Below are 26534 nucleotides of genomic sequence, written 5' to 3' on the forward strand. Positions count from 1 at the left end.
ACTGGCTTATCGGCAGAATCGTCCGGGACTGGAGGCGAAATATCGGTGAAATGCGTTCAAGCTGCGGGCAGCCTGTGAATGAAGTCGACGATGCGCTCGCCCAGCTCGCTGGCTTGTGGCAATTGCGGGTTCAGATAGCTGTCGCGCTGCTGGCTTGCCGCTTGCGGGGCAATTCTCAGCATGTGGTTCATGCCCTGGATCAACACCAGCTCAGCATCGGGTTTGGCGGCTTTCAGGCGTTGGGCATTGCTGACATCGACCTGAATGTCGTGGGTACCCTGGAGGATCAGCGCAGGCACCTTGACCTTGGCGAAGGCGGCGGCGGGGTCCTGGCGAAACAACGAAATCAGATAAGGCTGCACGCTCGGACGCAACACATTCTGCAAGGGCCGGGGAATATCCGCCGACGTCTGGCCGGCCTTGAGGTTGTCGAGTATTTGCAGGACACGCGCGTTGTAGCGGGGCGGGATCTGCCCGGCCAATTGCGTGCGAAACACGTCATCGATCGGCCTGCCGCTACCGGCCACGCTGATCACAGCGCTGGCGCCTGCAGGCCCGGCTGCCAGGCTGGCAATCAGTGCCCCTTCACTGTGCCCCAGCAGAATCAGGGGGCCGAAACGCGGGTCGGCCTTGAGCGTGCGGCTCCAGGCCACGGCATCGGCAACATAGCCTTCAACGCTCAAGTTGCGCTCATCGGGTGTCGCGGCTTGGCTGGCGGCTACGCCGCGCTTGTCGTAGCGCACACTGGCAATGCGGTTTTTGGCCAGCACCAGCGCCAGTTGCCTGAGGTTGTCGGTGTGGGCGCCGTCCGGGCTGTTGCCGTTGCGGTCAGTGGGCCCCGAGCCCGGGATGATCAACACCACGGGCGGCGGCTGTTCGGTGCGCGGTAACAGCAAGCTGCCGTAGAGCGTGCCGTTCCCGGTATCGAGGCTGATCGGGCGTTGCAACACCGTGGGAGCAGCTGCTTGCACCAGGCTGCTGAAGAGCAGGGCGAGTACCGCAAATACGCGCAACATCATGAGGCCACTATGAAAGAGATGCGACGTTGGACCGGGTCCCGAACAGAAGGTTCGCTGTCAGGGATGAACTGAATGGTTAGCCTGCGTATACTGGCGCCCTTGTTCAAATCAGGCTGATTCGCGGAGCGTCCTGCATGTCCGGCAATACCTACGGCAAGCTGTTCACTGTCACCACCGCTGGCGAAAGCCATGGTCCGGCGTTGGTCGCCATTGTCGATGGCTGTCCGCCAGGTGTGGAAATTTCCCTGGCCGACCTGCAGCACGACCTTGACCGGCGCAAGCCCGGCACCAGCCGGCACACCACCCAGCGTCAGGAAGCCGATGAAGTCGAAATCCTCTCCGGGGTGTTCGAAGGGCGTACCACGGGCTGCTCGATCGGGCTGTTGATTCGCAACACCGACCAGAAGTCCAAGGACTACTCGGCGATCAAAGACCTGTTCCGCCCGGCCCATGCCGATTACACCTATCACCACAAGTACGGTGAGCGCGACTACCGTGGCGGCGGCCGCAGCTCCGCGCGGGAAACCGCCATGCGTGTGGCTGCCGGTGCTATTGCCAAGAAGTATCTGGCCAGCCAGGGCATCCGTATTCGTGGCTACATGAGCCAGTTGGGGCCGATCGAAATTCCCTTCAAAACCTGGGACTCGGTAGAGCAAAATGCCTTTTTCAGCCCCGACCCGGACAAAGTGCCAGAGCTTGAGGCCTACATGGATCAGCTGCGCCGTGACCAGGATTCGGTGGGTGCGAAGATCACCGTGGTTGCCGAAGGTGTCATGCCCGGCCTTGGTGAGCCGATCTTCGACCGCCTGGACGCCGAGCTGGCGCATGCGCTGATGAGCATCAACGCCGTCAAAGGCGTGGAGATCGGCGCCGGTTTCGCCAGCGTGGCGCAACGTGGCACTGAACACCGCGACGAAATGACCCCGGAAGGTTTCCTCAGCAACAATGCTGGCGGCATTCTTGGCGGGATTTCCTCCGGTCAGCCGATTGTCGCGCACCTGGCCTTGAAGCCGACCTCGAGCATCACCACGCCGGGCCGCTCCATCGACATTCATGGCAACCCGGTTGAAGTGATCACCAAAGGCCGTCATGACCCGTGCGTAGGCATTCGCGCTACACCCATCGCCGAAGCGATGATGGCCATCGTATTGATGGACCACCTGTTGCGTCATCGTGGGCAGAATGCCGACGTACGCGTTACCACACCGGTGCTGGGCCAACTGTAATGGCGCTTTCTGGCGCGCGCGCCGCGGCCTGTTGAGCCGTGGCGCCGATTCCTTACTGGCGATTGTCCAGCTTCTACCTGTTCTACTTCGCCTTGCTCGGTTCTACAGCGCCCTTTCTGGCGCTGTACTTCCATCACCTGGGCTTTTCAAGTGCGCGAATCGGCGAGCTGGTCGCCATTCCCATGCTCATGCGTTGCATCGCGCCGAATTTATGGGGCTGGCTGGGTGACCGCAGTGGTCAGCGCCTACTGATCGTGCGCCTCGGTGCGCTGTCGACCCTGGCCAGTTTCTCACTGATCTTCTTTGACAAAAGCTATGCCTGGCTGGCGCTGGTAATGGCCTTGCATGCCTTTTTCTGGCACGCCGTGCTGCCGCAATTCGAAGTCATCACCCTGGCGCACCTGCACGGCCAGACCGCGCGCTACAGTCAGATTCGCCTATGGGGCTCGATCGGCTTCATCCTCACTGTGGTCGGCCTCGGCCGCCTGTTCGATGCGTTGAGCCTGGATGTCTACCCGCTGGCGCTGGTGATCATCATGGCCGGTATCGTCGTTGCCAGTTTGTGGGTGCCTAACGCGCAGCCACCGGGGCAGCAAGAGCGCAGCCCGGGTGGCTTTCTCAAACAGTTGGCGAGCCCGGGCGTTGTTGCTTTCTATGTCTGTGTGGCGCTGATGCAGCTTAGCCACGGCCCTTATTACACCTTTCTTACCCTGCATCTGGAGCAGCTCGGCTATAGCCGGGGTGTGATCGGCATGCTCTGGGCCTTGGGGGTCGTTGCCGAGGTGCTGATGTTCCTGGCCATGAGCAGGATTCTGGCGCGGGTTTCGTTGCGTCGGGTGTTGATGGCGAGTTTCGTCCTGGCAGCCCTGCGTTGGCTGCTGCTGGGTAATTTTGCCGAACACTTGCTGGTGTTGTTGCTGGCCCAGGTGCTGCACGCCGCAACCTTCGGCAGTTTCCACGCCGCCTCCATCGCTTTTGTCCAACGCAGCTTTGCCGCGCGTCAGCAAGGCCAGGGCCAGGCGCTCTACGCAGCCCTGGCTGGCACCGGTGGCGCGTTGGGGGCGTTGTATTCCGGCTACAGCTGGAACCTGCTGGGTGCGGCTACCACCTTTAGTATTGCCAGCGTCGCAGCCCTGGCTGCAGCCGTTATCATTGCCACCCGAATGCATGAAGCCGAGAAATAGGAATCGCCGCTGATGAGCAGCCTGACCGTATACCACCATTCCACCCCGGATATTCCCAACAAGGTATTGACCCACCTGGAGGATATCGCTGCGACCCTGGCCGAGCAGGGCGTACGCTTTGAGCGCTGGCAGGCCAGTGCACCGATCCAGCCAGGTGCTGGTGACCAGGAGGTGATCAGCGCTTACCGGCAGAGCATCGATCAACTGATGGCTGAGCAGGCCTGCACGCAGGTCGATGTGGTGCGCGAGGTTGATCCGCAGTTACGCGATGAACATACCTGTGAAGAAACCCAGTTGCGCTTTTTCGCGGCCGGGCGTGGGCTGTTCAGCTTGCACATTGGCGGCTACATCTACGCGGTGTTGTGTGAGAAGGGTGACTTGATCGGAGTGCCGGCGGGTACCCGGCATTGGGTCGATATGGGCGAGGATCCACGCTTTGTGGTTGTGCGTGTGTATAACGAAGCTGCGGGGCTGGTTGCTCAGTTCAGTGGTGACAAGATCGCTGAGGGGTTCCCGCGGCTTGAGGACTGATCGATCGCGGGGCAAGCCCGCTCCTACGGCCTATAGGAGCGGGCTTGCCCCGCGATGAATTCAACTATAAGTCGGCAACGCAAACCGCTGCTGACTCTGCAGCCGGGAAATCACCGGCAATTCACTGGCCTGCTCCGCCAGGTCACGGCGAATCGCACTGATTGCCCAGGTTAATTGGTCGGCACTATGCAGTTGAGCGTAAGAAATCGAGCGCTTGATCTGTTTGCCATCTGCTGCACGCAACGTCAGCAGAATCCCGCCATCTGGTCGTGCCTGGGTGGTCACGGTGTAGGCGGAGAATACCGAGGCAAACTTTTCCTGGATGAGGTCCATATCAGCTCCTGACTGTGTGTGGCAGACATAGCGTGATAGGTGCAGTGACTGTGCCAGGTTTTATTTTTATAAAATTCTATATAAATCAATAAGTTAAATTGTTTATCAAAAATTGTTGCCATGCATTGTGCAAGGTCGGGCACGCTGCACCGTGCATTTTGCAAGGTGCCTTGGCCAATAGAATTGTTCTGTCGGTGCCATGGGTTATCCACAATGGACCCAATGGCCAGGCTGACCAATACTTGGGCTTTCCCGCATACCAGGAGGTTCCCCATGTCTGATGAACGCAACGCTACGCCGATGACTGATGAGGAAACCGCAGCGTTTGCTGAACAGGTTTTCGACCGGGCGCGCCAAGGCGATGCACAGATGCTGGCGCGTCTGCTGGAGAGCGGCTTGCCCGCCAATCTGCGCAACCATAAAGGTGACAGCTTGTTGATGCTGGCCAGTTACCACGGCCATATCGACGCCGTTAAGGTCTTGTTGCAGCATGGCGCCGATCCGCAGATTGCCAACGACAATGGTCAGCTACCGATGGCGGGGGCCGCGTTCAAGGGCGATCTGGCGATGGTCCAGTTGCTGGTCGAGCAGGGTGTAGCAGTTGACGCTGCATCGCTCGATGGGCGCACCGCACTGATGATGGCTGCCATGTTCAACCGTACGGCGATTGTCGAGTATCTGCTCAGCCAAGGCGCCGATGCCCGCCGCCAGGATGCCAAGGGCCTTACCGCGCTAGGGGCCGCCCAGGCCATGGGCGCCGCAGACACCGCGGCACAATTGCAGGCGCTGATCGGCTAACCCCCAGGGGCCATTTGCGGCTATCCTTGGCGACTTTTTTTCAGTGTCGCAGGGCCCCTTCATGAAACCCCAACTGCTCGAACTCATCGGCAAAATCAGCGCAGGTTGCATGCGCGAAGCAGACATCGAGCGCATCGCCGACGAGGCCGCCCAGGCCTACGCCGACCCGCAAGCCTTCCTGGCTGCCAACCCTGATATCAACTACGACGATAGCTTCCCGATGCCTCTGGGCGAGTGGGTCGTGGTTGGCAGTCTGCCAGATACCGTGTTGTTCCAGGCCGATAGCTATGAGGATCTGTTCGCACAGATCGTCGATTCTTTCGACAAGAGCGTGGCGTTCAACCTCAAGCCCAAGCAGCTGGCCAAGGTCGAGCCGTTGACGGCGCTTAACCGTATTCAGGTACAGATGGGCGCACTGAACAAAGAAGCCGGAGGCTATGTGCTGGTGAATTTCAGCCAGTTGCTCGATGACGAGCTGCAGATGGTCATGGTCGGCAACAACGATCTGCAGCGGGTGTTGGAGCTGAGCGCCGAGGTAGGTATTGCCGCAGCGCCGGCACTGGAGGCGCTGCGGGTAGCGGTGCACGTTTAACCGAGGGCGGTGTCGAGGAACATCATCACCGCAAAACCGCCCATCAGGCCCAGGGTGGCGGAGGTCTGGTGGCCGTTGCGGTGGGTTTCCGGAATCACCTCGTGAGACACTACGAAGATCATCGCACCCGCCGCCAGGCCCATGCTGACCGGGTAGGCGATCGCAAAGCCGGTGGAAATCCCCAGGCCGATCACCGCGCCGATGGGCTCCATCAGGCCAGAGCCGATCGCCACCAGGGCCGCCTTCACGGTTGAAAGCCCGGTAGCGCGCAACGCCAGCGCCACCGCCAGGCCTTCGGGAATGTCCTGAATGGCGATGGCGCTGGTCAGCGGCAGGCCAACATTCAAATCGCCATTGGCAAAGCTGACGCCAATGGCCATGCCTTCTGGCAAGTTGTGCAGGGTGATGGCCAGCACGAACAACCACACGCGATTGATCCGTTCGGACTGTGGCCCGCAGGGGCCGGTGCTTTCGTGTTCGTGTGGGGTGAAGCGGTCCAGGCCGAGCATCAACAACACCCCAAGCCCCATGCCTACCACTACGGTCAGTGCCGCATAAGGACCGTTGCCAGTGATCTCCCGGGCAGCGTCCAGGCCCGGCAGGATCAACGAGAATGAACTGGCGGCGAGCATCATGCCGGCAGCAAAGCCGAGCATGACATCCTGGCTACGCGCGCTGACTTCGCGCAGCACCACCGCCATCACCGCGCCCAGCGCCGTCGCCGCAAATCCGGCCAGGCCGCCAAGCATGGCCATGTGCAGGTTTTCCTGATGGTCGCCGTGCACGGCATTCCAGGCGCTGGCGCACAACAGGCCAAGCACCACCAGCAGGCTCAGGCCCAGCCCCGCGCTCAGCCACGGTGTGGTTTGTGCCTGTTGCATCCAGGCACTCCAGAGTGACGGTTGTGCAGCGCTGCTGGAGCTTTGGGCGGGGGGCATAGGAACCTCACACAATCAGATCGATGCAGCCAGTGTAACCAGTGCGCTAGCGCGCTCGCCAAGCAATAGCCTCTATGGAGGTTATAGCCAGCTATCCTGTGAACAGGCATGTGCAAGGGAGCTACAGCATGGGTTCGACATTCAATGGCTTGGTTGGCCTGATTATCCTCGTCCTGGATATCTGGGCGATTATCAATGTGCTCAAGAGCGGAGCAGGGACGGGCGCCAAAATCCTCTGGATCCTGTTGATTCTGCTGCTACCGGTGCTCGGATTGATCATCTGGGCGATCGCCGGCCCCCGCGGTGGTGGACTCACGCGATAAGTAGGAGCGGGCTTGCCCCGCGAGGCGATGTGACTGAACGCACGCAATCGCGGGGCAAGCCCGCTCCTACAGGAAGACATCAGATCAGCCAGGCGCCTTCAAGCTCCAGTAGCATCTGTTTGCGCTCCACGCCGCCAGCGTAGCCGGTCAAGGTGCCGTTGCTGCCAATCACCCGGTGGCAGGGCACGATGATTGCAATTGGATTGGCGCCGTTGGCGGTACCGACGGCGCGTACCGCGCGCGGGCGGCCGATGTGTTCGGCCAGGTCGCGGTAGCTGCAGGTGGTGCCATAAGGGATGCGCTGCAGCGCTTGCCAGACTTCCTGCTGAAACGGCGTACCCAACGGCGCCAGCCTGACGTCGAACACTTCGCGCTCGCCTGCGAAATACTCCTCCAACTGGCGGGCCACCGCATCTAATTGGTTACCCGCAGGCATCCAGCTTTGCGGCAGCTCCCAAGGCTGTGCGGCGTCCATGTGCAGCAAGTGCAAACCTTGCTGGTCGCCCGCCAGTAGCAGCGGGCCAAGTGGGCTTGGCTGATAGCGGTAATACATGGTGTAGCGCCTGGGCAGTGAACACGCGACTAAGATAGCGCAACCTGTTGCCAAGGATGTTTCTCAACGAAATTTTCACATTCGATTATGGAAAATCCGCGCGCGCAATTATCCGTTCGCCGAATGGCCGTGCATTGCTCTCGGGTTTAGTGCACATTTGCCGACTGCTTTTCGCCTTCTTGAATCTGAATCCTAGGGATCTTCCAATCCATGGCTAACACGGACGCCTTGAGTGATCAGCGGGCTGCGTCGCGCCCGCTGCAACCGACGTTAAAATCGCACCTGGTCTACACCCTGTTGTGTGGCCTGGTGATCATGCTGATGCTCAGCCTGGTTCGCCTGGCACTGCTGATCTACAACAGCGACATGATCGGCGATACGCCGATGTCGACCGTGGCCGAGGGTTTTCTCAATGGCCTGCGCTTCGACTTGCGCGTTGTGGTCTACCTGAGCATCCCACTGCTGCTGGCCACCCTCAGCGCACGCGCCATGGCGGCCCGCGGCCTGTTCCGGGTGTGGTTGACCCTGGCCTCGAGCGTTGTGATGTTCCTCGGCCTGATGGAACTGGACTTCTACCGCGAGTTTCACCAGCGCCTCAACGGCCTGGTGTTCCAGTACGTCAAAGAAGACCCTAAAACTGTTCTGAGCATGCTCTGGTACGGTTTCCCGGTGGTGCGCTACCTGTTGGCGTGGATTGTCGGTACCTGGCTGCTGAGCCTGGTGTTCAAAGGCATCGACCGCCTGACCCGCCCACGCGCAGCCTACCAGAACCAGACCGCCGGTAGCCGTGCGGTGGCGCCGTGGTACGTGCGTGGCGTGGTGTTCTTCATGATTCTGCTGGTGGCCGTCATCGCCGCTCGTGGCACCCTGCGCCAGGGCCCGCCAATGCGTTGGGGTGATGCGTTCACCACTGACTCGAACTTCGTCAACCAGTTGGGCCTCAATGGCACGCTGACCTTGATCGATGCCGCCAAGAGCCGTTTCGGTGAAGACCGCGCCAACGTCTGGAAGTCGACCATCGAGCAGACGCTGGCGACCCAGACCGTGCGTGACATGCTGTTGACCGAAAACGACAAGCTGGTCGATGCCGACACCGCCGCTGTGCGTCGCGACTTTACACCGCCGGCCAACAATACCCTGCCGGTCAAGAACGTTGTCGTGATCCTCATGGAGAGCTTCGCCGGTCACTCGGTAGGTGCACTGGGCAGCCCCAACAACATTACGCCGTACTTCGACAAGCTGGCCAAAGAAGGCCTGCTGTTCGACCGTTTCTTCTCCAACGGTACCCATACCCACCAAGGTATGTTCGCCACCATGGCCTGCTATCCGAACCTGCCAGGTTTCGAATACCTGATGCAGACTCCGGAAGGCGGTCACAAGCTGTCTGGCTTGCCGGCACTGCTCAGTGCTCGTGACTACGACGATGTCTACGTCTATAACGGCGACTTTGCCTGGGACAACCAGTCGGGCTTCTTCGGCAACCAGGGCATGACCACCTTCATTGGCCGTAATGACTTCGTCAATCCGGTGTTCTCCGACCCGACGTGGGGCGTGTCCGACCAGGACATGTTCGACCGTGGCGCTGAGGAACTGGCCAAGAACTACGGCAAAAAGCCGTTCTATGCACTGCTGCAGACCTTGTCCAACCACACGCCGTACGCCCTGCCAGCCCAGTTGCCGGTGGAGCCGGTTACCGGCCAGGGCCGTCTCGATCAGCACCTGACTGCCATGCGTTACTCCGACTGGGCGCTGGGCCAGTTCTTCGAGAAGGCGCGCAAAGAGCCTTACTTCAAGGAAACCCTGTTCGTCATCGTCGGTGACCACGGCTTCGGCAACCACCAGCAGGTGACCGAGCTGGACCTGGGCCGCTTCAACGTTCCGCTGCTGCTGATTGCCCCGGGCATTCAGGAGAAGTTCGGGGCGGTGAACCACACCGTAGGCACTCAGATCGACATCGTGCCGACCATCATGGGTCGTCTGGGCGGTGAAACCCGTCATCAGTGCTGGGGCCGCGACCTGCTCAACCTGCCGGCGGGCGATCCTGGCTTCGGCATGATCAAACCGTCGGGTAGCGAGCAGATTGTGGGCCTGGTGAAGGGTGATCGCATCCTGATCGAGTCCAAAGACATGTCGCCGCGCATGTACCGCTACGAGCTCGGTGCCAACTTCAAGGCCGAGTTGATCGAAAGCCCGGACCAGCAAGAGCTGACCCACAAGCTTGAGTCGTTCATTCAGACCGCGACCAAGAGCCTGCTGGATAACACCGCAGGGGTTGTGCATGGTGTGCCGGAGTAACCGGCCGCTGGCGTTGCGCTGAACAAAAAGAGGCCTGCGGGCCTCTTTTTTTTGGCTCTTCACAGATTGTCGGGAAAAGGTTGGATTTGGCTTTGAGGGCTGTGGGCTTATCCATTTGATGGGGGGGCTGGGCTGGCCCCTTCCGCCTTTACGGCGGCCTACTTTGCTCTTGGGCAAAGTAGGCAAAACCGCTGGCTCCTGCATCCGGCCCTACGCTGCGCTCCGGGTCCCCTCGGCTCCGGCGCCTTCCAGGCCCGCGCGGCCTACGACTTGCTACGAAAGTCTACATCTCGCGCCTTCGGCTACGCCGAAGGGTGCTAACGCACCTGGCCCTCCAGTCACCTCCACTCGGCCTCCTGAAGTCGCAAAGTTACGGGCAGCGCCTGGGCTGACGTTAGCTTCGCTAGTGACCCGCGAAGAGCCTTTTTTGAGGGAGGGCAGTGGGAGCGGGCTTGCCCCGCGAAGCGATTTGACAGGTACACCGCAATCGCGGGGCAAGCCCGCTCCCACAGGTAGTTACCCACCAAACCTTTTTTCGCTGATGGGCATTCGCCAGCAGAACAATCCATCCTGCTGTGTGGTCAACAGAGGGAACGCAGCGCTAGCTGGAATACCTGCCCAGAGGAGAATCCAATGAAAGCGTGGGTCATTACCTTTGTTGATCAAAAAGGCGAGCGCACCTCGCTGCCCTACATTGGCGAACATGAGCCCACCGTCGAGGAGGCCGCACGGCGAATACGTGCCCACCTTTTCCCCGTCATGGATGAGCTGAATCTGACCGACTACGAAGACCGTGCTTCGATGCCCACGGCAAAGTGGCTCAAAGAGCAAAATGGAGTCGAGATCACCGCCATCACCGAAGCGCCCTGAGCGCGCTAATTGGCGCGCTTGGCAACTTGGCGCTACGCTGCAATCAAGGTCGGGCCGTTTTTTTGTGATTGCCCGGGCTTGCCGATCCACGTCATGCATCAGCTCGAATTGCCCCCGCACGTTTTGTGTGGCGGGCAGGTGCGTTTTGCACTGAAAGTCTATCCATCGGTAGTTAGGAGGACGATTCATGAGCAGCCAATACGAGGACATCAGCAGCACTGTATTACGGCAGATGAAAGAGGGTGGCTTCAACTTTGCCCAGATTCATCCCATCGAGTTCTATGCGGTTTTTCCTGATGAAGCGCGGGCCAGACGGGCCGCCGGGCAGTTCCGTGGAGAATCGCTCAGTGCTCAAGTGCATGAGCGCGACGATGGTGCCTGGAACCTGGAATTGAGCAAGGTGATGTATGCCACCTATGGCGGCATTGGCGAATTCGAGCAGGATTTCGAAGCGGTTATCGCACCGTTAGGCGGTGAAATAGAGGGTTGGGGCGTGAAACAGGAGCGCCCGTTGGCTTGAAACACGCTTCGCAATGAAGCGTTAGTGCGCAAAGCAGCCGTAGCGGTTGCACACATCTGGTGCAACCGCGCGTCTTTGAAATTACAACCTATTGAAATCAAAGGAATTGTGCCGCTGGCACGGGGCTTGCGACGGCTCTGCTGCACGGGTGACAAGGAGTTCGGCATGATCCGCACTTTTTACGATGAGATGTACAGCGCAGACGGCCAGGTCCGTCCGCATTACCGGGAGTTCGCCCGCTGGTTGGCCGACACCCCACCGGAGCTGCTGGCGCAACGTCGGCGTGAAGCTGACCTGTTGTTCCATCGCGCCGGTATTACTTTCACGCTGTATGGCGACGAGCAAGGCACCGAGCGCCTGATTCCCTTCGACACCATTCCGCGTAGCATCCCGGCCAGTGAGTGGCGCGTGGTGGAGCGCGGCTGTATCCAGCGGGTCAAGGCCCTGAACCTGTTCCTGGCCGACCTTTACCATGGCCAGCGCATCATTCGCGCCGGCATCATTCCGGCCGAGCAGGTGCTGGCCAACGAGCAGTACCAGCTGGCAATGCAAGGGCTGGACCTGCACCGTGACATCTACTCGCACATCTCCGGGGTTGACCTGGTGCGTGACGGTGATGGCAGCTACTACGTGCTCGAAGACAACCTGCGCACCCCCAGCGGCGTCAGCTATATGCTGGAAGACCGCAAGATGATGATGCGCCTGTTCCCCGAGTTGTTCGCTGCGCAGCGCATCGCGCCGATCGACCATTACCCGAGTTTGCTGCTCGACACCCTGAAAAGTGCCAGCCCCCTGGATAACCCCAGTGTCGTGGTGTTGACCCCGGGGCGGTTCAACAGTGCCTTCTTCGAACATGCCTTTCTGGCCAGGGAAATGGGCGTAGAGCTGGTCGAAGGGGCTGACCTGTTCGTGCGTGATGAGCGGGTGTTCATGCGCACCACCGACGGACCCAAGGCGGTGGATGTGATCTATCGGCGTCTGGACGACGCCTTCCTCGATCCGTTGGCGTTCAATCCCGAGTCGATGCTCGGCGTGCCCGGCCTGCTTTCGGCCTACCGCTGCGGCAATGTGGTGCTGGCCAACGCCATCGGCACGGGTGTGGCCGACGACAAGTCGATCTATCCCTATGTCACCGACATGATCCGCTTCTACCTGGACGAAGAGCCGATCCTCAAGAATGTGCCGACCTGGCAGTGCCGCAAGCCTGAGGAGCTCTCCCATGTGCTGGCGCACCTGCCAGAACTCGTGGTCAAGGAAACCCAGGGCTCGGGTGGTTACGGCATGCTGGTCGGGCCCGCTGCCACTCGCGCCGAAATAGAGGCCTTTGCCGCCCGAATCAAAGCGCGCCCGGCGGCTTACATTGCCCAGCCGACGCTGTCGCTATCGACCTGCCCGACCTTTGTGGAAAACGGCATTGCCCCGCGGCATATCGATCTGCGCCCGTTCGTGCTTTCCGGCCGCGAAACCCGGGTGGTACCTGGCGGTTTGACCCGGGTGGCGCTGCGCGAAGGTTCACTGGTGGTCAACTCGTCCCAGGGCGGCGGTACCAAGGACACCTGGGTGGTCGAGGATTAAGTCATGTTGAGTAGAACTGCCTCTGATTTGTATTGGATGTCGCGCTATCTTGAGCGAGCGGAAAACCTCGCGCGGATGCTCGATGTCAGTTATTCGCTGTCATTGATGCCACAGGACGGCCGTGGCGATGGCCTGGATGAAATGGCCATGCCATTGCTGATCACCGGCACCCTCGACGACTACCTGGAGCGCCACGGGCAGTTGCATGCCGAGCGTTTGTTGCACTTCTTCGCTCTTGATCCCGACAACCCGGCGAGCATCTACAGCTGCCTCGGTGCGGCTCGCGCCTGTGCGCATGCGGTGCGCGGGCGCATCACCGCCGACATGTGGGAAAACATCAACGCCACCTGGCTGGAGATTCGCGGCATTGCCGAGCAAGGCCTGGGCCGTTATGGCATGAGCCGCTTTTGTGAGTGGATCAAGGAGCGTTCGCACCTATTCCGCGGCGCCACCTACGGCACCATCATGCGCAACGATGCGTTTCGCTTTATCCGCCTGGGAACATTCATTGAGCGCGCTGACAACACGCTGCGCCTGCTCGACGCGCGCTATGAAATGCTCGGAGAAGAAGCCGAAGCGGTCAGTGACAGCTCGGCCCGCGGCTACTACCAGTGGAGCGCGTTGCTGCGGGCGTTGTCGTCGTTCGAGGCCTACACCGAAATTTATCGAGACGCGCCCGCCGCCCGCCATGTTGCCGAACTGTTACTGCTGCGCGCTGATGTGCCGCGTTCATTGCGTGCCTGTACCGAAGAGATCGACCAGATTCTCGCCAGCCTGCCAGGCAGCAACGGCCGCGCTGCACAGCGCCTGGCCGCCGAAGTGGACGCACGGCTGCGGTACACCGGCATCGACGAAATTCTCGCCGAAGGTCTGCACCCCTGGTTAACCCACTACATCCCGCTGGTGCGCCAGTTGGGCAACGCCATCCACAGTGCCTATCTGGAGGCTATATGAGACTGACCATCAGCCACGAAACCGCCTATCACTATGAAGATCAGGTTCGTGCCAGCATTCAGTACCTGCGCCTCACTCCCCACGACAGCGAACGTCAGCAGGTGCTGGCCTGGCAACTGGACCTGCCACGGCCGGCGCGGGCGCAACTCGACCCGTTCGGCAATATCCTCCACGTCCTGAGCCTGGAGGAGCCGCATTCAGATCTGGTCATCGCGGCACGCGGCCTGGTAGACATCGACGAAACCCGTGAAGTCGAGCACGAAGCACAATCGCCGTTGCCCTTTTTGCGCTTCACCCGCCTGACCGAGGCCGACGAAGCCTTGCGCGCCTTTGCCCTGCAGCAATGCCGCAAACGTCGAGACCGTTCGGCGTTGATCGATTTGATGAACGCGCTCAATCAGCGCATGACCTACCAGCCCGGCAGCACTGCAGTGGACACCAGCGCTGCTCAGGCTTTTGCCGGTGGCGCTGGCGTCTGTCAGGACCATACGCACGCCTTCCTGGCCTGCGCCCGCAGCCTTGGCGTGCCGTCGCGCTATGTTTCGGGCTATCTGTTCGACAGCCAAAGCCAGCAGATGGCCAGTCACGCCTGGGCTGAAGCCTGGTTGGACGATGGCTGGTACAGCTTTGACGTGACCAATCAACTGGCCAGGCCTGAACGCCATTTGAAGCTGGCTGTGGGCCTCGACTACCTGGACGCCTGTCCGGTGCGTGGCATGCGCAGAGGGGGAGGATTCGAGCAAATGCATGCCAAGGTGCTGGTGCTGCCGAGCGTTACCGCCCAGCAGCAATAGCCATCAGGGCTGTTTGCGCGTGGCCATGTGCGCCAGGTAAGCGAGCAGGGCATCGAGTTCCGCATCGCTGAGTACCTCAGGTGAGAAGGCGGGCATTCTTGCCTGTGGCCACTGGCGCAAGCTCTGAGGGTCACGAATGTAGCGGCGCAGGAAGGCTGGCTGGAAGTACTCGGTGGGGTTGTGCGGCAGGTTAAGGTCCGGGCCGAACTGCGCATCACCGGCGCCATTGAGGCGATGGCAGGCCAGGCAGTTTTTCTGGAACAGGCTGAAACCGAGATTGATAGGGTCGTTGCTTGCCAGTTGAGGTGCTGGCAGCAGCCCCGGGAAGCGTGTAGCGACCGGCTCCAGGCGACGAATGCTGGCAACATGGAATGGCCACTGTTCCGGGCTGATGCGTCCGGCCTGCGGGTTGGTCCACACCAGATAGAACGGGCCGGCACTGGGTTTGCCGGTCCCCAGCGGCGGCCAGGGTTTGGCCGGGTCTTCAATCGCCAGCCAGGCCCTGGCGGGGCCGTTCTTGAGCAAGGGCGCCGCCGGCATCTCGGCAACGAAGCCATCATCCGCCACGGCCTGCAGGTGGTCACCAGTGGCGACACCTTCAAGCAGCACCGCCAGCGGTACGGCACGGTAATGCATGGTGCGTTTGTAGGAGACGTCGTTGTCGATACGGATCTCCTGCGCCTGAGGGTGGGCGAGCAGATCGGCGCTTTGCCACTGCCGACTAGTGTCACCCAGTTCCAGGGTCAACTGCGCTGCCTGTACAGGCAGGCAGAGCAGTGGCAGCAGAAGGGCGAGGCAAAAGCGCATAGGTAATCTCCAGCAAGTCAGGGCTGGCAGAGTACTTGCGCAGGGCCGCCGAGGGCTATAGGAATTCAGCCGAAAAGACGTGAGAGATTTGGCAAAATCAGCAGCAATGTCGTGGCAAAGAGAATGAGCCCGGCTTGACGTACTTTGTGTTGTTTGAACATGGCTGACCGCCTTCTTGTTGTTATTCCTGAGTGCCCAATGGCTTCCTTGTCGTTCCGGCAAACATGGGTAACGCGGTTTGACGTCCAGACGCGAACCTTTGCTGATGGGTATACAACTAACAGTAGGGTCAACGTCAGCGATATTTTAGATCGCTTTCGTATTTGTAACTTTATTTTTCATTGTTTTTGTTATGAGGCCTTATGCCATCTGGCAACTATTCCCCTTGCTAGACGCTTGCAATGGTTCTTTAACGGGAATCGCTAAATGTGACCGTTCGTCAGTGCATCGGACTTGCCTGTAAGCCTTATTCGGGGCAGGCTCTAGGGGGCAATCCCGCCTTTGTCGTTCAGGACTATTTTTATGCCGTTACGCATCTGCATCCTGGAAACCGACGTCCTGCGACCTGAGCTGGTCGAGCAGTATCAGGGCTACGGACGGATGTTCGAGCAACTGTTCGCCAGTCAACCGATCGCCGCCGAGTTTGACGTATACAACGTGATGAATGGCGACTACCCCGCCGATGATCAGGTGTTTGACGCTTACCTTGTGACCGGTAGCAAAGCCGACTCCTTCGGCAGCGATCCGTGGATCGAGCGCCTCAAGGCCTATCTGCTTGAGCGCTACAACCGTGGCGACAAACTGTTGGGCGTGTGTTTTGGTCATCAGGTGCTGGCGTTGGTGCTGGGCGGCAAGACTGAACGCGCCTCTCAGGGCTGGGGCGTGGGCGTGCATCGCTATCAATTGGCTGGCAAAGCGCCGTGGATGGACCCGACCGTGTCGGAGCTGACCTTGCTGATCAGTCATCAGGATCAAGTCACGGAGCTACCAGAAAACGCCACAGTGATTGCCTCCAGCGATTTCTGCCCCTTCGCCGCCTATCACATCGCCGATCAGGTGCTGTGTTTCCAGGGGCACCCAGAGTTCGTTCACGATTACTCGCGTGCACTGCTGGACCTGCGTCAGCAAAGCCTGGGTCAGGAGGTTTACCAGAAGGCGGTGGCCAGCCTGGTGCAAGAGCACCAGGGCGGCATGGTCGGCGAGTGGATGATGCGCTTTGTGGCGCATCAGCAGGAGGCTAAAGCCAGCCTGAGCGCTTGAAGCTGGCAAACAGCGCCGTGCAACCTACGGTGATGGCACCGAGCACGGCGAAGTAACCGTAATGCCAGCTCAACTCCGGCATGTTCTGAAAGTTCATGCCGTAGATCCCTGCCACCGCGGTAGGGAAGGCGAGAATCGCCGCCCAGGCGGCGAACTTGCGTTGCACGATACTCTGGCGTGATGACTCCAGCAGCATACCGATCTCAATGGTCTGGCTGGCGATGTCACGAATCCCGGCCAGATCTTCCATCTGCCGGGTCACATGAATCTGCACGTCGCGAAAGTACGGTCGCATGTTTTTGTCGATGAACGGAAAGGTCAGGCGCTGCAGTTCTTCGCTGATCTCGACCATCGGCGCAACGTAACGGCGCAAGCGCAGAATGTCGCGGCGCAGGCTGTGCAGGCGCTGGATGTCTTCTTCCTGTAGCGAGTTGCTCAGCACACTTTGTTCCAGCTCTTCGATTTCGCCGTGAATGGCTTCGCTGATAGGCTGGTAGTTTTCGGTGACGAAGTCGAGCAGGGCGTACAGCACAAAATCCTCACCATGCTCCAGCAGCAACGGCCGTGCCTCGCAGCGCTGGCGCACCAAGGCGTAGGATTTGGATTGGCCATTGCGACAGGTGATGAGGTAGCCAGTGCCGGCGAAGATGTGGGTTTCGATGAACTCCAGCTTGCCTTCATGGCGCACCGGCGAGTACGTCACGATAAACAGCGCGTCGCCGAAGGTTTCCAGCTTCGGCCGACTGTGTTTTTCCAGGGCATCTTCAATGGCCAGTTCATGCAGGTTGAACTGCTGTTGCAGGTTGGCCAGCTCTTCGGCGTTGGGTTCTTCCAGACCAATCCAGACGAAATGCCCGGGTTTACTGGCCCATTGGCTGCCTTCATCGATGCTGATGTTGGTAACTTTTCTGCCGGCGCTGTACACAGCCGCCGCAACGACTCGTCCCATGGTGGTTCGCTTCTTGTGATAACCGTGCCAGTAGCTTGGTCTGACACGCACAATTGAGCAACCCTTCAGGCGTGCGGCAATTCGGCCTCCATCAGGTCGATGCAACGCTGCATCTGCGCCTGGCATTGCTCCGCCAGTGCAGGCACATCCTGTTGGGTCAGTCCGGTAGTTGCGATCGGTGGCAGCGAGCGAATGATGACTTTGCTGCGACGCCAGCGGTTAAGGCCCAGGCGTTGGGTGTAGCGGCTGACACACACCGGCACAATCGGCACTCCGGCCTCGACGGCCATGTGGAACGCACCTTTCTTGAAGGGCACCAACTGCTCGCCAGCATTGCGCGTGCCTTCGGGGAATACCCAGATCGATGTGTCGTTTTCGCACAGGGTGCGTGTAGTGGTCTGCATTGCCCGGCGCGCCTGGTAGGCGTTGCCGCGATCGATCAGCACATTGCCGCTGAGCCAGAACAACTGGCCGAACAGTGGAACCCATTTCAGGCTTTTTTTGCCGATGCACACGGTCCGCGGTGGCACCACGTGGCCCAGCACGAACAGGTCGTGATTGGATTGATGGTTGGCAACGATCACGCAACCGGGGGGCTGGTCGAACAGCGGGCCGACTTCGGCTTTGACATCCATACGCATCAGCCAGGTAGCAGGCAGCCCATAAAGACGTGCGCAAATACGGCTGTTGTCCGGGTTGAAGGGCCGGCACAGGCCAACCAGTACACCGATCACACCAACCACAATGAAGTGCAGCCCCAACAGGAACATGCGGATAAGAAAAAGCATCGTACGACTCACACCAGACAAACGCGGCGCAGTGTACGGATGTGCACAGGCGCGGGCAAACGCTCTATGCACCAGTGGCAGCCTGATTGCGCAAATAAACGCAATCAGGCCTTGGTAGGAGTCAGCCCAGGTGTTGCTGGTCGCGGATGATCGCGTCATCGAGGCTGTCGAGCAGCGCCTTGCGCACCTTGAGCTTGGTGTGTTTATGCGCGTTCATGTTGATCTTCTTAAGCTGCCGCGCGGCTGCCAGTGCCGTTTCCTGCAGTTGTTCGGCGGCCACAACCTTATCGAGGAAGCCTGCGTCCACAGCGCTGACCGGGTCGAACATCTCGGCGTTGATTACCGAGCGATGGAAGGCCGAGCGGCGCAGGCGGTCACGGGCAAGTTCAATACCGGCGTGGTGCATGGTCATACCGATCTGCACTTCATTCAGGCCAATATTGAAAGGCCCTTCAACACCGATGCGGTAGTCCGCCGAGAGCAGCAGGAACGCGCCCTTGGCCACAGCATGGCCTGGGCAGGCAACAATGATCGGGAACGGGTGCGCCAGCATGCGCCGGGCCAGGGTGGAACCGGCGGTGACCAGGCTGACCGCTTCTTTAGGGCCTGCGGTCATCACTTTGAGGTCATAGCCGCCAGATAGAATGCCCGGCTGGCCGGTGATGATTACCACCGCACGATCTTGCGTGGCCTGATCCAGGGCTGCATTGAAGGCCGCAATGACATCGGGCGAGATGGCGTTGACCTTGCCGTTGTTCAGGGTCAGGGTCGCGATGCCGTCGTCGAGGTGGTAGGTAATCAGCTCACTCATGACAGAGTTCCTTACTGGGAGAGTGGGGCAGACGTTACTCAGGCTGCGCAGTCAGGTAAAGCGCTGTGACTGACTGGGCAGTCAGGCTTAGCCCGCTTTGCCTTGCAAGCCGGGGCCAGCGGCTGAACGGCTACCGAAGCACAGCAGAGATTGGCGAGTTTGCCCTGTGCACCGTCGTGTTTTCGCTCGATCGGCTTAAGCGCATGAAAATTCTGAAAAAAACCTTTGCCATCAGCAGCTCTTTCGACTACATTAGCGCGCCTCGACAGGCTGAACAGCTTGAAGAGAAACGGTGAAGTGTCCGAGTGGCTGAAGGAGCACGCCTGGAAAGTGTGTATACAGGAAACTGTATCAAGGGTTCGAATCCCTTCTTCACCGCCACATTTAGAAAAGCCCCGCAAATTACGATTTGCGGGGCTTTTTGCATTCTGGGTCAGCTGTTTTCTGATTGAACTTGCAGAATTGTCAAAGGGTGGGATTGCAGCGCGATGAAAATAAGAACCTTAGGCTGCCTGTTAATGTTGGTGTCGCTAAGCGCCGTTGCCGGCGTGAATGAAAATGCGCAAAACAAGTGCCGGGCGATGGAACGGGATGTTCCAAGCTACAACATTCCGTTTGAAAGCATGCGCACAACAGTTGTTCAGTACGTCGTTGTAAAAGGTGTAAAGGACAAGGCCAACCAAACGGATCAGCAGATACCTTCACTGTTACGCGAAAAAATCAGTGTATTGGCTCGTCCTGAATACAGTGAGTTCCTCGAAGAGGCGATTGCGCTGCGTCTTGAACAGGCGCAGGTGGCGCATAAGGCTGCATACCAGAGAGTCGGTGCGTCGGTGCAAGCGAAATACGATCGGTATGCTGAATGTTATCTGGACAGTGTCTCGGATCCGCAATCAGCAGCGTACGTTGATGCCAGCAAGGCACTGGACGAAACCTATGCGTATGTCAGCTTCAAAGCTGAGGAAAGACAAATCCAAGCCGAGGCACAGCGGCGACAGGATGAATACCTGGCCAGTGAAAATGCCAGAAAAAAACGAGAGCTCGAAGCGCATAAAGTGCTGGAGCAGCGTCGCCAGAATCCGCCTTCACGTTCTGCTGAAATTGGCCCTTTTGTTGTAACAGTGGACAGCTGTACAACCAGTCAGAACGCAGACTTTGGCCTGATACCTGTTAGTTCGCAACCCGGCTCAAAGTTTTTGATACTTCAGGCTACTTTCAAAAATACCAGCAACACTGGGCAATTGATTGTTCCTGGTGTGTTGCTGATGAACCATTCTGGCAAGACCTACACCTACAACGTCATTGAGCCGGTGCTTGGCGACCCGATCGGTGTTCCGCAGGGGCCGATCAATCCGCTGATCGCTCAAAAAGTCAGAGTGGTTTATCGGGTATCAGATGATGTCTCAGGCGCGCTACGCTGGCAGCCAGGGCAGAACCCGGACAGGCTGACGCTCAAGTGCGGTGTCATCTGATCATCGCGGGGCAAGCCCGCTCCCACAGGTGGGAGCGGGCTTGCCCCGCGATAACCCTCCTCAAAAACTCACAGAAGCCGACACCCGCGCAGTCCTTGGCGCGCCCTGGAACAGGTAGCCATCTCCCAGGTATTCGCCCGCGTCACGCCAGTAGCGTTTATCAAAAACGTTGTCGACCATCAGCCGCAGTGTTGTGTCGTAACCGCCGATTTTTGTGCTGTAGCGGCTGCCCAGGTCGAACACGGCGTAGCTGCCGACTTCCACGTTGCCCGCCTGGTTGGCGTACTTGCTGGCGCTGTAGCGTGCCCCGCCGAGCAGGGCCAGGCCGTTGATCGGCAGGCTGTAGTCGGCCTGCACCGCAGCACGCAGGTTGGGCACATTCAGCGCCTGATGGCCTTCGTAGTCAGCAGTTCCGCTGTTTTTCACCCGCGCACGAATGGCCGCAGCGCTGGCGTTGATCTGCAGGCGCTCGGTCAGCCAGCCGCTGGCGCCCAGCTCCAGGCCGATATTCTTTTGCTGGCCTTGTTGCACATAGGTGAAATGCCCCGCGCCGTCTGGCCGTGAGTATTGGTAGGCCTGGCGCAGTTGAAACAGCGCTGCACTCAGGCTCATGCGCTGCCAGTCGCGTTTGATGCCCACTTCCAATTGGTGCGACAGGGTCGGCGCGAGGATTTCGGCGCTGTTGCTGGCGAACCAGGGCGCTGTACCGCCGGAGGAGATTCCTTTGCTGTAACGGGTGTACACCGAGATGTCCGGGCGCGGTTTGTAGATCAGGGCGGCGTTGGGCAGCAGTTGATAGTCACGGGTATGGCGCCCAGGGTCGCCATTTTCGTCGAAGGTTTTTTCGTCCAGGCGCACCAGGCGCGCGCCCAGCACGGTCTGCCATTGCTCGTTGAAGCTGATCCGGTCACTGGCGAACAGGCCATATTGGCGGCTGTCCAGGCGACGGGTGCTGGGCCCAACGGCTTTCTCGGAGGGCGGTAACGCCGGAGTCGGTTGGTAAATGTTGCCGCTGCCAAGCCATTCATTGAAGTACGGGCGTTGGTCAAGGGTGCGGCGCTGGGCACTGGTACCGACCGTAAGTTCGTGGTTCAAACTCATGGCCTCAAAGTGACCATTGAGTGCGGCCTGCACTTCGTCGGTGCGGCGGGTGTCATCGGGGCTGCGGTAATCGTAGATGTCGTAGTCGCCAGCGCTGCTGAAATACGGCCCCTCGCTCGAACCCCAGGCAAATGAGCTGTAGTCATCGATCACCACTTTGCTGCGCGAGGCGCTGAGGGTGCCGGTCCAGCTATCGTTGAAGCGATATTCAAAGCGCCCGCCAAGGTTCAATGAGTCAATGCTGACTGGATTGGCCCATTGTTGGTACGCCAGGCGGTCGTGCGGGTCAATGTCGTGGGGCAGTTGGCTGCCGCCGAGCAGTTGATAGCCGGGGACCGAGCGTTGTTCACGCTGCTGGTACTCGGCATCCAATTGCAGTACGGCGTCGGGGTTGATCTGCCAGTCGAAGGCCAGCGCGGCAAAGTCACGCTTGCCATCGGCATGGTCTACGTACGAGCGGATGTCTTCATGCGCGAGGTTGGCGCGCACCCCAAACTGGCGCTCGCTGCCGAACCAGCCGCCCAGGTCGGTAGCGATGTAGCGTTCGCCCTGGTCGTTGCTCGACACCGTCACCGAACGCACGTCTTCTGGACGCTTGGTCACGTAGTTGATCAATCCGCCGGGTTCGGCAACGCCGCTCTGCAACCCGGACAAGCCTTTGAGCAGCTCGATCTGTTGCTTGTTCTCCAGCGCCACGTTCTGTTCGCCAGCGATGGTTTGGCCATTGATCTTGTAGCTGCTGGCGGCATTCAGTTCGAAACCGCGTACGTTGAAGTTTTCGTAGTAACCGATCGGCGCATAACTTTCGCCTACCGAGGCATCGCTTTGCAGTACTTCACTGAGTTTGCGCACCTGCCGATCAGCCAGCAGCTGTTCGCTGAATACCGCCACCGATGCCGGGGTGTCGAGCAAGGGCGCGGGAGCAAAGCCTGCGACGGATGCGTCCTGCACCTGATAGCCCTCGCTATAGGCCTCGGAGACTTTTACCGGCGCCAGGGTGATGCTGTCTTGCGCCAGGCTGTGACAGGCAGGCAGCGCCAGGCTCAAGCCGAGCAGGCTTGCGGGCAGGCGAGGGTGGGGCAGGGGCATGCAAAACGTTCCTTGATAGCGCGGAGTTAAAACGAGCGCGCATCTTAACAGGGGCTACTGCCTCACGGAGCCCCTGTCCAGGTGGTTCAAGCAATGCCGTGAATCGCCTAGCAGCTGATTCAGCGATTGGCTGCCGGTTGGTTGTGGCGACGCCAATGACCATTGAGTTTCGACCAGGTCTTGCTGTCGGTAACCGCCATCAGTTTGCGGCCATCTTTGAAGGTGGCCAGGAAGGTGATTTCCTCTTCCTTGCCGCCCAACCACATCCCGGCAATCAGGCCCACCGGCCCAGCCATCAAGGCGCCAGCCACGCCCCAGCCCAAGGTACTGCTCAGGCTACGGCTGGACTCCTGATTGGCAACGATCAGTTCACTGATTCGGGTAAGGGCGATTTTTTCCCCGGGGGAAGGGCTGCGGCAGGTCTTGAGAGTGAGCGATCCATTGCGGTACTCGCCTTCACCTTGCAAGAAATCGCCGGACTGAACCGTGAGTCTTGTCATCGTGGCATCCAGTAAGAAGGGGCTGTTGACCACCCGCTACTCAGCGCCACCGGCTCAAACAAGTCAATCCTCAGGCGACGGAGGGTCGCCTGAGCTGACCACATCAGGCCGTGCGCACCCGCACGCTGCGCTGGCGTTCGGCCAGGGCCCAGACCAGCAAGGCCACACTGCCAATCGCCAGGCCGGCGGCGACGATACCGTGCCAGCCATAGTGCTGGAACAGCTGGGTGCCAAGCAGCGAACCCAGCGCGCCACCAATGAAGTAGCAGGTGATGTAGCCAGCGTTCAGGCGATTGCGCGCTTCAGGACGCAGTGCAATGACGGCGTTCTGGTTGCTCACATGCACCAGTTGCACGGCCAGATCCAACAGCAGCACGCCGATCAACAGGGCAACCAGCGAAGATTGGGCAAAGCCCAGGGGAATCCAGGACAGCAGCAGGGCCAGTAAGCCGACTGTGGTGCCCAGCGAGCCTTTGCCGCGATCAGCCAGGCGGCCGGCCCAGTTGGCCGACAGCGCGCCTGCTGCACCGGCCAGGCCGAACAGGCCAATGATGGCATCGGAATAGTGGTAGGGCTCGGCGGCCAGAAGAAACGCCAGTGGAGTCCAGAACAGCGCAAACAGGCTGAAGGCCAGTAGCCCAAGCAAAGAGCGCAGGCGTAATACCGGCTCATCAACGAACAGACGAAACACCGAACCGATCAGGGCGGGGTAGCGCAGTCCCGCGTGTTGTCGGCGTTCTGGCAGGGCGCGAAACAAGGCGATGGCGCACACCGCCATCAGCCCGGCTGCCAGCAGATAGATACTGCGCCAGCCGCCCAGTTCGGCCATGAACCCAGCCGCTGTACGCGCCAGCAGAATGCCCAGGAGCAAACCGCTCATCAAGGTCCCGACCGCGCGGCCGCGCTGGCCCGGGTCGCTCAGGCCAGCAGCCATGGGTACCAGTACCTGAGCCACTACCGAAAACAGGCCGGTCAGGGTCGTACCCAGCAGCAACCACACAAGGCTCGGTGAAAAGGCACTGATCAGCAGCCCCAGGGTACTGATGGCGATCATGCTGACGATCAGTCGCCGTTGTTCGAACAAATCGCCCAGCGGTGCCAGTAGCAGAAGGCCTGCGCCATAACTCAGTTGCGCGGCAATCACGATGGCACCGGCGCTGGCAGTGCTCAGGCCGAACTGCTCAGCGATGCTGTGCAGCAGCGGTTGGGCGTAATAGTTGCTGGCGACGGCCAGGCCGGTGGCAGTGGCCATCAGCAGGATCAGGCCGCGGCTCAAGGATGTGCTGGAGGAGGTCATGGACCGTCTCGATCAGTGGCAGTAAAGGAGTGACAGTATCGGAAATGTGCTGGCGGGATGCCAATGTATCAACATCAGCTCCGGCGGCCCGGGCCTGTGTCGAGATGATCTCACACAGTCAGGGCCGTCCGGGGCGGTGTGTCAGGCGGCAAAGCCGCCGTCGATCGTCAGGCTGGCGCCGGTGATATAGGCCGCCTCGGGGCTCGCCAGGTAAGCGACGAAACCGGCAATTTCTTCGACTTCACCGTATCGCCCCACCGCCATGTAGCCCATCAGGCTCTCGGCAAATTCGCCATGAGCAGGGTTCATGTCAGTGTCAACCGGGCCGGGCTGCACGTTATTGATGGTGATGCCCAGGGGGCCGAGATCACGGGCCAGGCCGCGGGTCAGCCCCACCAGAGCCGATTTGCTCATGGCGTACGGGCCGCCACCGGCAAAGGGCATGCGCTCGGCGTTGGTGCTGCCGATGTTGATGATCCGCCCGCCTTGGCCCATGTGCCGGGCTGCGGCCTGGCTGGCGACGAACACGCTGCGCACGTTGACGGCCAGGGTACGGTCGAAGTCGTCGAGGTTGAACTCCAGCAGCGGGGCAACGGCCAGTACACCAGCGTTGTTGACCAGAATGTCCAGGCCGCCAAAGGCCTCGACCGTGTGCTCCACGGCTTGTTGCACGGCGCTGGCATCGGCGCTGTCGGCCTGGATGGCCAGGGCTTTGCCACCGGCGTCAACGATGCTCTGTTGTAACGCTTGAGCTTGCGCCGTGGCGCTGGCGTAGGTGAAGGCAACACGGGCGCCTTCGGCGGCCAGGCGTTTGACGATGGCTGCGCCGATGCCGCGTGATCCACCCTGAACCAGGGCCACTTTGCCGGTGAGGCGGGCTTGATGTGACATGCTGTGCTCCAGAAAGAACAAGGCCCGATGCCTTGGATGGAGCTCAGTATCGGCGCTGGATTACCTTCTGATAAGCCAGTAATCGCTATAGTCTGTGTAAACCAAAAGTATGGAATCACGGGTGTGGAATCGTTCAGCAGCATCGAATGCTTCGTGCGTAGCGCGGAAGTGGGCAGTTTTGCAGAAGCCGCGCGGCGCCTGAGTCTGACGCCTGCAGCGGTGGGGAAAAATGTCGCCCGCCTGGAGCAGCGTCTGGGCGTGCGCTTGTTTCAGCGCAGCACCCGGCGCCTGACCCTGACCGAAGCCGGTCAGCGCTTTCTGGGCGAGGTGGCCAGTAGCTTCCAGACCATCCAGCACGCCATGGCCAACCTCGCCAGCGCCGAAGGTCAACCCGTCGGCACTTTGAAAGTCAGCATGGGCACGGTGTTCGGGCGGTTGTACATCGTGCCGTTGCTGGCTGAATTTCTTGATCGTTACCCTGCGATCAGCCCCGATTGGCATTTTGATAATCGGCAGGTCGATTTGATTGGCCAGGGTTTCGATGCGGCGATTGGCGGCGGTTTTGACCTGCCCCAGGGCGTTGTTGCGCGCAAACTGACCCCAGCGCACCGGATTCTGGTGGCTGCCCCTGCGTTCCTTGCACAGCACCCGGCGATACTGCAGCCGGCCGACCTGCAGGCGCTGGACGGTATTCTGATCCGCTCACCGCAGACCGGGCGGGTGCGCTCCTGGCCGCTGACCAACCGCCAACAGGAGCAGAGCCCCCTGACTATTCGCCAGCGCATGACCATGAGCGATTCCGAGGCCGCCTGTGCGGTGGCACAGCAGGGCTTGGGCGTGGCCTTGGTGAGCATGCCGTTTGCGGTGCCCTACCTGCAGGCGGGCAGCCTGGTGCGGGTGCTGCCGGATTGGTATGTGGATGATGGCAACATCTGCCTGTATTACGCCGAGCACAAACTGTTGCCGGGCAAGACCCGAGCGTTTATCGATTTCATCGTCGAGCAGTTTGCCGCCCAGGGATTGGCGCAGCGTTTCAACGCCTTGGCTTCCGGATATCACTGACA

The 26534-nt window shown here is 60.1% G+C and carries 28 protein-coding genes and 1 tRNA gene; 17 read left to right on the forward strand and 12 right to left on the reverse strand.

Features of this window, described 5'->3' with window-relative positions; genetic code table 11:
- Window positions 1-56: 56 nt before the first annotated feature.
- Window positions 57-1019, reverse strand: a complete 963-nt coding sequence (locus tag ACP6KB_RS07560; protein WP_442113038.1) for an alpha/beta hydrolase — start codon at window positions 1017-1019, stop codon at window positions 57-59.
- A 134-nt stretch (window positions 1020-1153) separates the two neighbouring features.
- Between ACP6KB_RS07560 and aroC the strand changes: the two genes are divergently transcribed.
- From aroC to ACP6KB_RS07575, 3 genes are read left to right on the forward strand one after another with little or no spacing between them, the layout of a single operon-like run.
- Window positions 1154-2245, forward strand: coding sequence for a chorismate synthase (aroC, locus tag ACP6KB_RS07565; RefSeq protein WP_133210778.1), 1092 nt, complete (start codon window positions 1154-1156; stop codon window positions 2243-2245).
- A gap of 38 nt (window positions 2246-2283) precedes the next feature.
- Window positions 2284-3429, forward strand: coding sequence for an MFS transporter (locus ACP6KB_RS07570; RefSeq protein WP_442113041.1), 1146 nt, complete (start codon window positions 2284-2286; stop codon window positions 3427-3429).
- A 12-nt stretch (window positions 3430-3441) separates the two neighbouring features.
- Entirely contained in the window at window positions 3442-3960 is a 519-nt protein-coding gene (locus tag ACP6KB_RS07575; RefSeq protein WP_442113043.1) for a 1,2-dihydroxy-3-keto-5-methylthiopentene dioxygenase, read from the forward strand.
- Window positions 3961-4020: 60 nt separating this feature from the next.
- Here ACP6KB_RS07575 and ACP6KB_RS07580 read toward each other — a convergent pair whose 3' ends face one another.
- The gene (locus tag ACP6KB_RS07580; protein WP_442113045.1) at window positions 4021-4293 is read right to left on the reverse strand and encodes a DUF3509 domain-containing protein; all 273 of its coding nucleotides are present in this window, start codon (window positions 4291-4293) and stop codon (window positions 4021-4023) included.
- Window positions 4294-4566: 273 nt separating this feature from the next.
- Here ACP6KB_RS07580 and ACP6KB_RS07585 point away from each other — a divergent pair, with 273 nt between their 5' ends.
- Window positions 4567-5091 (forward strand): ankyrin repeat domain-containing protein, encoded by a 525-nt coding sequence (locus ACP6KB_RS07585; RefSeq protein WP_442113047.1) that lies wholly within the window; start codon window positions 4567-4569, stop codon window positions 5089-5091.
- 61 nt (window positions 5092-5152) lie between these two features.
- Window positions 5153-5683, forward strand: a complete 531-nt coding sequence (locus ACP6KB_RS07590) for a hypothetical protein (protein ID WP_442113049.1) — start codon at window positions 5153-5155, stop codon at window positions 5681-5683.
- Here ACP6KB_RS07590 and ACP6KB_RS07595 read toward each other — a convergent pair.
- Window positions 5680-6621 carry a ZIP family metal transporter gene (locus ACP6KB_RS07595; RefSeq protein ID WP_442113051.1) on the reverse strand — a complete coding sequence of 314 codons (942 nt, stop codon included), beginning with the start codon at window positions 6619-6621 and terminating at the stop codon, window positions 5680-5682. The two genes, ACP6KB_RS07590 and ACP6KB_RS07595, sit on opposite strands and share 4 nt — an antisense overlap.
- A gap of 128 nt (window positions 6622-6749) precedes the next feature.
- On the opposite strand from ACP6KB_RS07595, the gene ACP6KB_RS07600 reads away from it, so the two are divergent.
- A complete protein-coding gene (locus tag ACP6KB_RS07600) occupies window positions 6750-6944 on the forward strand; it encodes a PLDc N-terminal domain-containing protein (RefSeq protein ID WP_442113053.1) in 195 nt (64 codons plus the stop codon).
- Between the two features lie 79 nt (window positions 6945-7023).
- Here the strand turns inward: ACP6KB_RS07600 and ACP6KB_RS07605 are convergent, their stop codons facing one another.
- Complete coding sequence (locus ACP6KB_RS07605; protein WP_442113055.1) at window positions 7024-7497, reverse strand: methylated-DNA--[protein]-cysteine S-methyltransferase; 474 nt, start codon at window positions 7495-7497, stop codon at window positions 7024-7026.
- 210 nt (window positions 7498-7707) lie between these two features.
- On the opposite strand from ACP6KB_RS07605, the gene ACP6KB_RS07610 reads away from it, so the two are divergent.
- The 6 genes from ACP6KB_RS07610 to ACP6KB_RS07635 all read left to right on the forward strand — a co-directional run bounded on the left by ACP6KB_RS07610 (window position 7708) and on the right by ACP6KB_RS07635 (window position 14505).
- The gene (locus ACP6KB_RS07610; protein WP_442113057.1) at window positions 7708-9792 is read left to right on the forward strand and encodes an LTA synthase family protein; all 2085 of its coding nucleotides are present in this window, start codon (window positions 7708-7710) and stop codon (window positions 9790-9792) included.
- Window positions 9793-10425: 633 nt separating this feature from the next.
- The gene (locus ACP6KB_RS07615; RefSeq protein ID WP_442113059.1) at window positions 10426-10662 is read left to right on the forward strand and encodes a hypothetical protein; all 237 of its coding nucleotides are present in this window, start codon (window positions 10426-10428) and stop codon (window positions 10660-10662) included.
- 187 nt (window positions 10663-10849) lie between these two features.
- The gene (locus ACP6KB_RS07620) at window positions 10850-11182 is read left to right on the forward strand and encodes a ribonuclease E inhibitor RraB (protein ID WP_442113061.1); all 333 of its coding nucleotides are present in this window, start codon (window positions 10850-10852) and stop codon (window positions 11180-11182) included.
- Window positions 11183-11347: 165 nt separating this feature from the next.
- The gene (locus ACP6KB_RS07625) at window positions 11348-12757 is read left to right on the forward strand and encodes a circularly permuted type 2 ATP-grasp protein (RefSeq protein ID WP_442113063.1); all 1410 of its coding nucleotides are present in this window, start codon (window positions 11348-11350) and stop codon (window positions 12755-12757) included.
- A 3-nt stretch (window positions 12758-12760) separates the two neighbouring features.
- On the forward strand, window positions 12761-13711 hold the full coding sequence (locus ACP6KB_RS07630; protein ID WP_442113065.1) for an alpha-E domain-containing protein: 951 nt from the start codon (window positions 12761-12763) through the stop codon (window positions 13709-13711).
- Window positions 13708-14505 (forward strand): transglutaminase family protein, encoded by a 798-nt coding sequence (locus tag ACP6KB_RS07635; protein ID WP_442113067.1) that lies wholly within the window; start codon window positions 13708-13710, stop codon window positions 14503-14505. The genes ACP6KB_RS07630 and ACP6KB_RS07635 overlap by 4 nt, the downstream gene beginning before the upstream one ends.
- 3 nt (window positions 14506-14508) lie before the next feature.
- On the opposite strand, the gene ACP6KB_RS07640 is transcribed toward ACP6KB_RS07635, so the two are convergent.
- Window positions 14509-15312, reverse strand: coding sequence for a c-type cytochrome (locus ACP6KB_RS07640; RefSeq protein WP_442113069.1), 804 nt, complete (start codon window positions 15310-15312; stop codon window positions 14509-14511).
- A gap of 522 nt (window positions 15313-15834) precedes the next feature.
- On the opposite strand from ACP6KB_RS07640, the gene ACP6KB_RS07645 reads away from it, so the two are divergent.
- The gene (locus tag ACP6KB_RS07645; RefSeq protein WP_442113071.1) at window positions 15835-16572 is read left to right on the forward strand and encodes an amidotransferase; all 738 of its coding nucleotides are present in this window, start codon (window positions 15835-15837) and stop codon (window positions 16570-16572) included.
- On the opposite strand, the gene ACP6KB_RS07650 is transcribed toward ACP6KB_RS07645, so the two are convergent.
- From ACP6KB_RS07650 to ACP6KB_RS07660, 3 genes are all read right to left on the reverse strand, one after another.
- Complete coding sequence (locus ACP6KB_RS07650; protein WP_442113073.1) at window positions 16550-17521, reverse strand: magnesium and cobalt transport protein CorA; 972 nt, start codon at window positions 17519-17521, stop codon at window positions 16550-16552. The genes ACP6KB_RS07645 and ACP6KB_RS07650 overlap by 23 nt on opposite strands.
- Window positions 17522-17586: 65 nt before the next feature.
- On the reverse strand, window positions 17587-18309 hold the full coding sequence (locus tag ACP6KB_RS07655) for a lysophospholipid acyltransferase family protein (protein WP_442113075.1): 723 nt from the start codon (window positions 18307-18309) through the stop codon (window positions 17587-17589).
- A gap of 121 nt (window positions 18310-18430) precedes the next feature.
- Entirely contained in the window at window positions 18431-19120 is a 690-nt protein-coding gene (locus ACP6KB_RS07660) for a crotonase/enoyl-CoA hydratase family protein (RefSeq protein ID WP_442113077.1), read from the reverse strand.
- Window positions 19121-19185: 65 nt separating this feature from the next.
- On the opposite strand from ACP6KB_RS07660, the gene ACP6KB_RS07665 reads away from it, so the two are divergent.
- The 3 genes from ACP6KB_RS07665 to ACP6KB_RS07675 all read left to right on the forward strand — a co-directional run bounded on the left by ACP6KB_RS07665 (window position 19186) and on the right by ACP6KB_RS07675 (window position 20592).
- Window positions 19186-19416 (forward strand): hypothetical protein, encoded by a 231-nt coding sequence (locus ACP6KB_RS07665; protein WP_442113079.1) that lies wholly within the window; start codon window positions 19186-19188, stop codon window positions 19414-19416.
- Window positions 19412-19501: transfer RNA gene (locus ACP6KB_RS07670), tRNA-Ser, on the forward strand. Before ACP6KB_RS07665 ends, ACP6KB_RS07670 begins: the two co-directional genes overlap by 5 nt.
- 107 nt (window positions 19502-19608) lie before the next feature.
- Window positions 19609-20592 (forward strand): hypothetical protein, encoded by a 984-nt coding sequence (locus ACP6KB_RS07675; RefSeq protein WP_442113081.1) that lies wholly within the window; start codon window positions 19609-19611, stop codon window positions 20590-20592.
- Between the two features lie 60 nt (window positions 20593-20652).
- Here ACP6KB_RS07675 and ACP6KB_RS07680 read toward each other — a convergent pair whose 3' ends face one another.
- The 4 genes from ACP6KB_RS07680 to ACP6KB_RS07695 form a co-directional block, all read right to left on the reverse strand.
- On the reverse strand, window positions 20653-22782 hold the full coding sequence (locus tag ACP6KB_RS07680) for a TonB-dependent siderophore receptor (protein WP_442113083.1): 2130 nt from the start codon (window positions 22780-22782) through the stop codon (window positions 20653-20655).
- A gap of 119 nt (window positions 22783-22901) precedes the next feature.
- On the reverse strand, window positions 22902-23282 hold the full coding sequence (locus ACP6KB_RS07685; protein WP_442113085.1) for a hypothetical protein: 381 nt from the start codon (window positions 23280-23282) through the stop codon (window positions 22902-22904).
- Between the two features lie 103 nt (window positions 23283-23385).
- Entirely contained in the window at window positions 23386-24579 is a 1194-nt protein-coding gene (locus tag ACP6KB_RS07690; RefSeq protein WP_442113087.1) for an MFS transporter, read from the reverse strand.
- A gap of 141 nt (window positions 24580-24720) precedes the next feature.
- Window positions 24721-25470, reverse strand: a complete 750-nt coding sequence (locus tag ACP6KB_RS07695) for a 3-oxoacyl-ACP reductase family protein (protein WP_442113089.1) — start codon at window positions 25468-25470, stop codon at window positions 24721-24723.
- Between the two features lie 123 nt (window positions 25471-25593).
- Between ACP6KB_RS07695 and ACP6KB_RS07700 the strand changes: the two genes are divergently transcribed.
- Window positions 25594-26532: a LysR family transcriptional regulator gene (locus ACP6KB_RS07700; RefSeq protein WP_442113091.1), complete on the forward strand. Its 939-nt coding sequence runs from the start codon at window positions 25594-25596 to the stop codon at window positions 26530-26532.
- Window positions 26533-26534: the final 2 nt, after the last annotated feature.

The organism is Pseudomonas sp. NUPR-001, from assembly GCF_052147955.1.
Taxonomy (GTDB): domain Bacteria; phylum Pseudomonadota; class Gammaproteobacteria; order Pseudomonadales; family Pseudomonadaceae; genus Aquipseudomonas.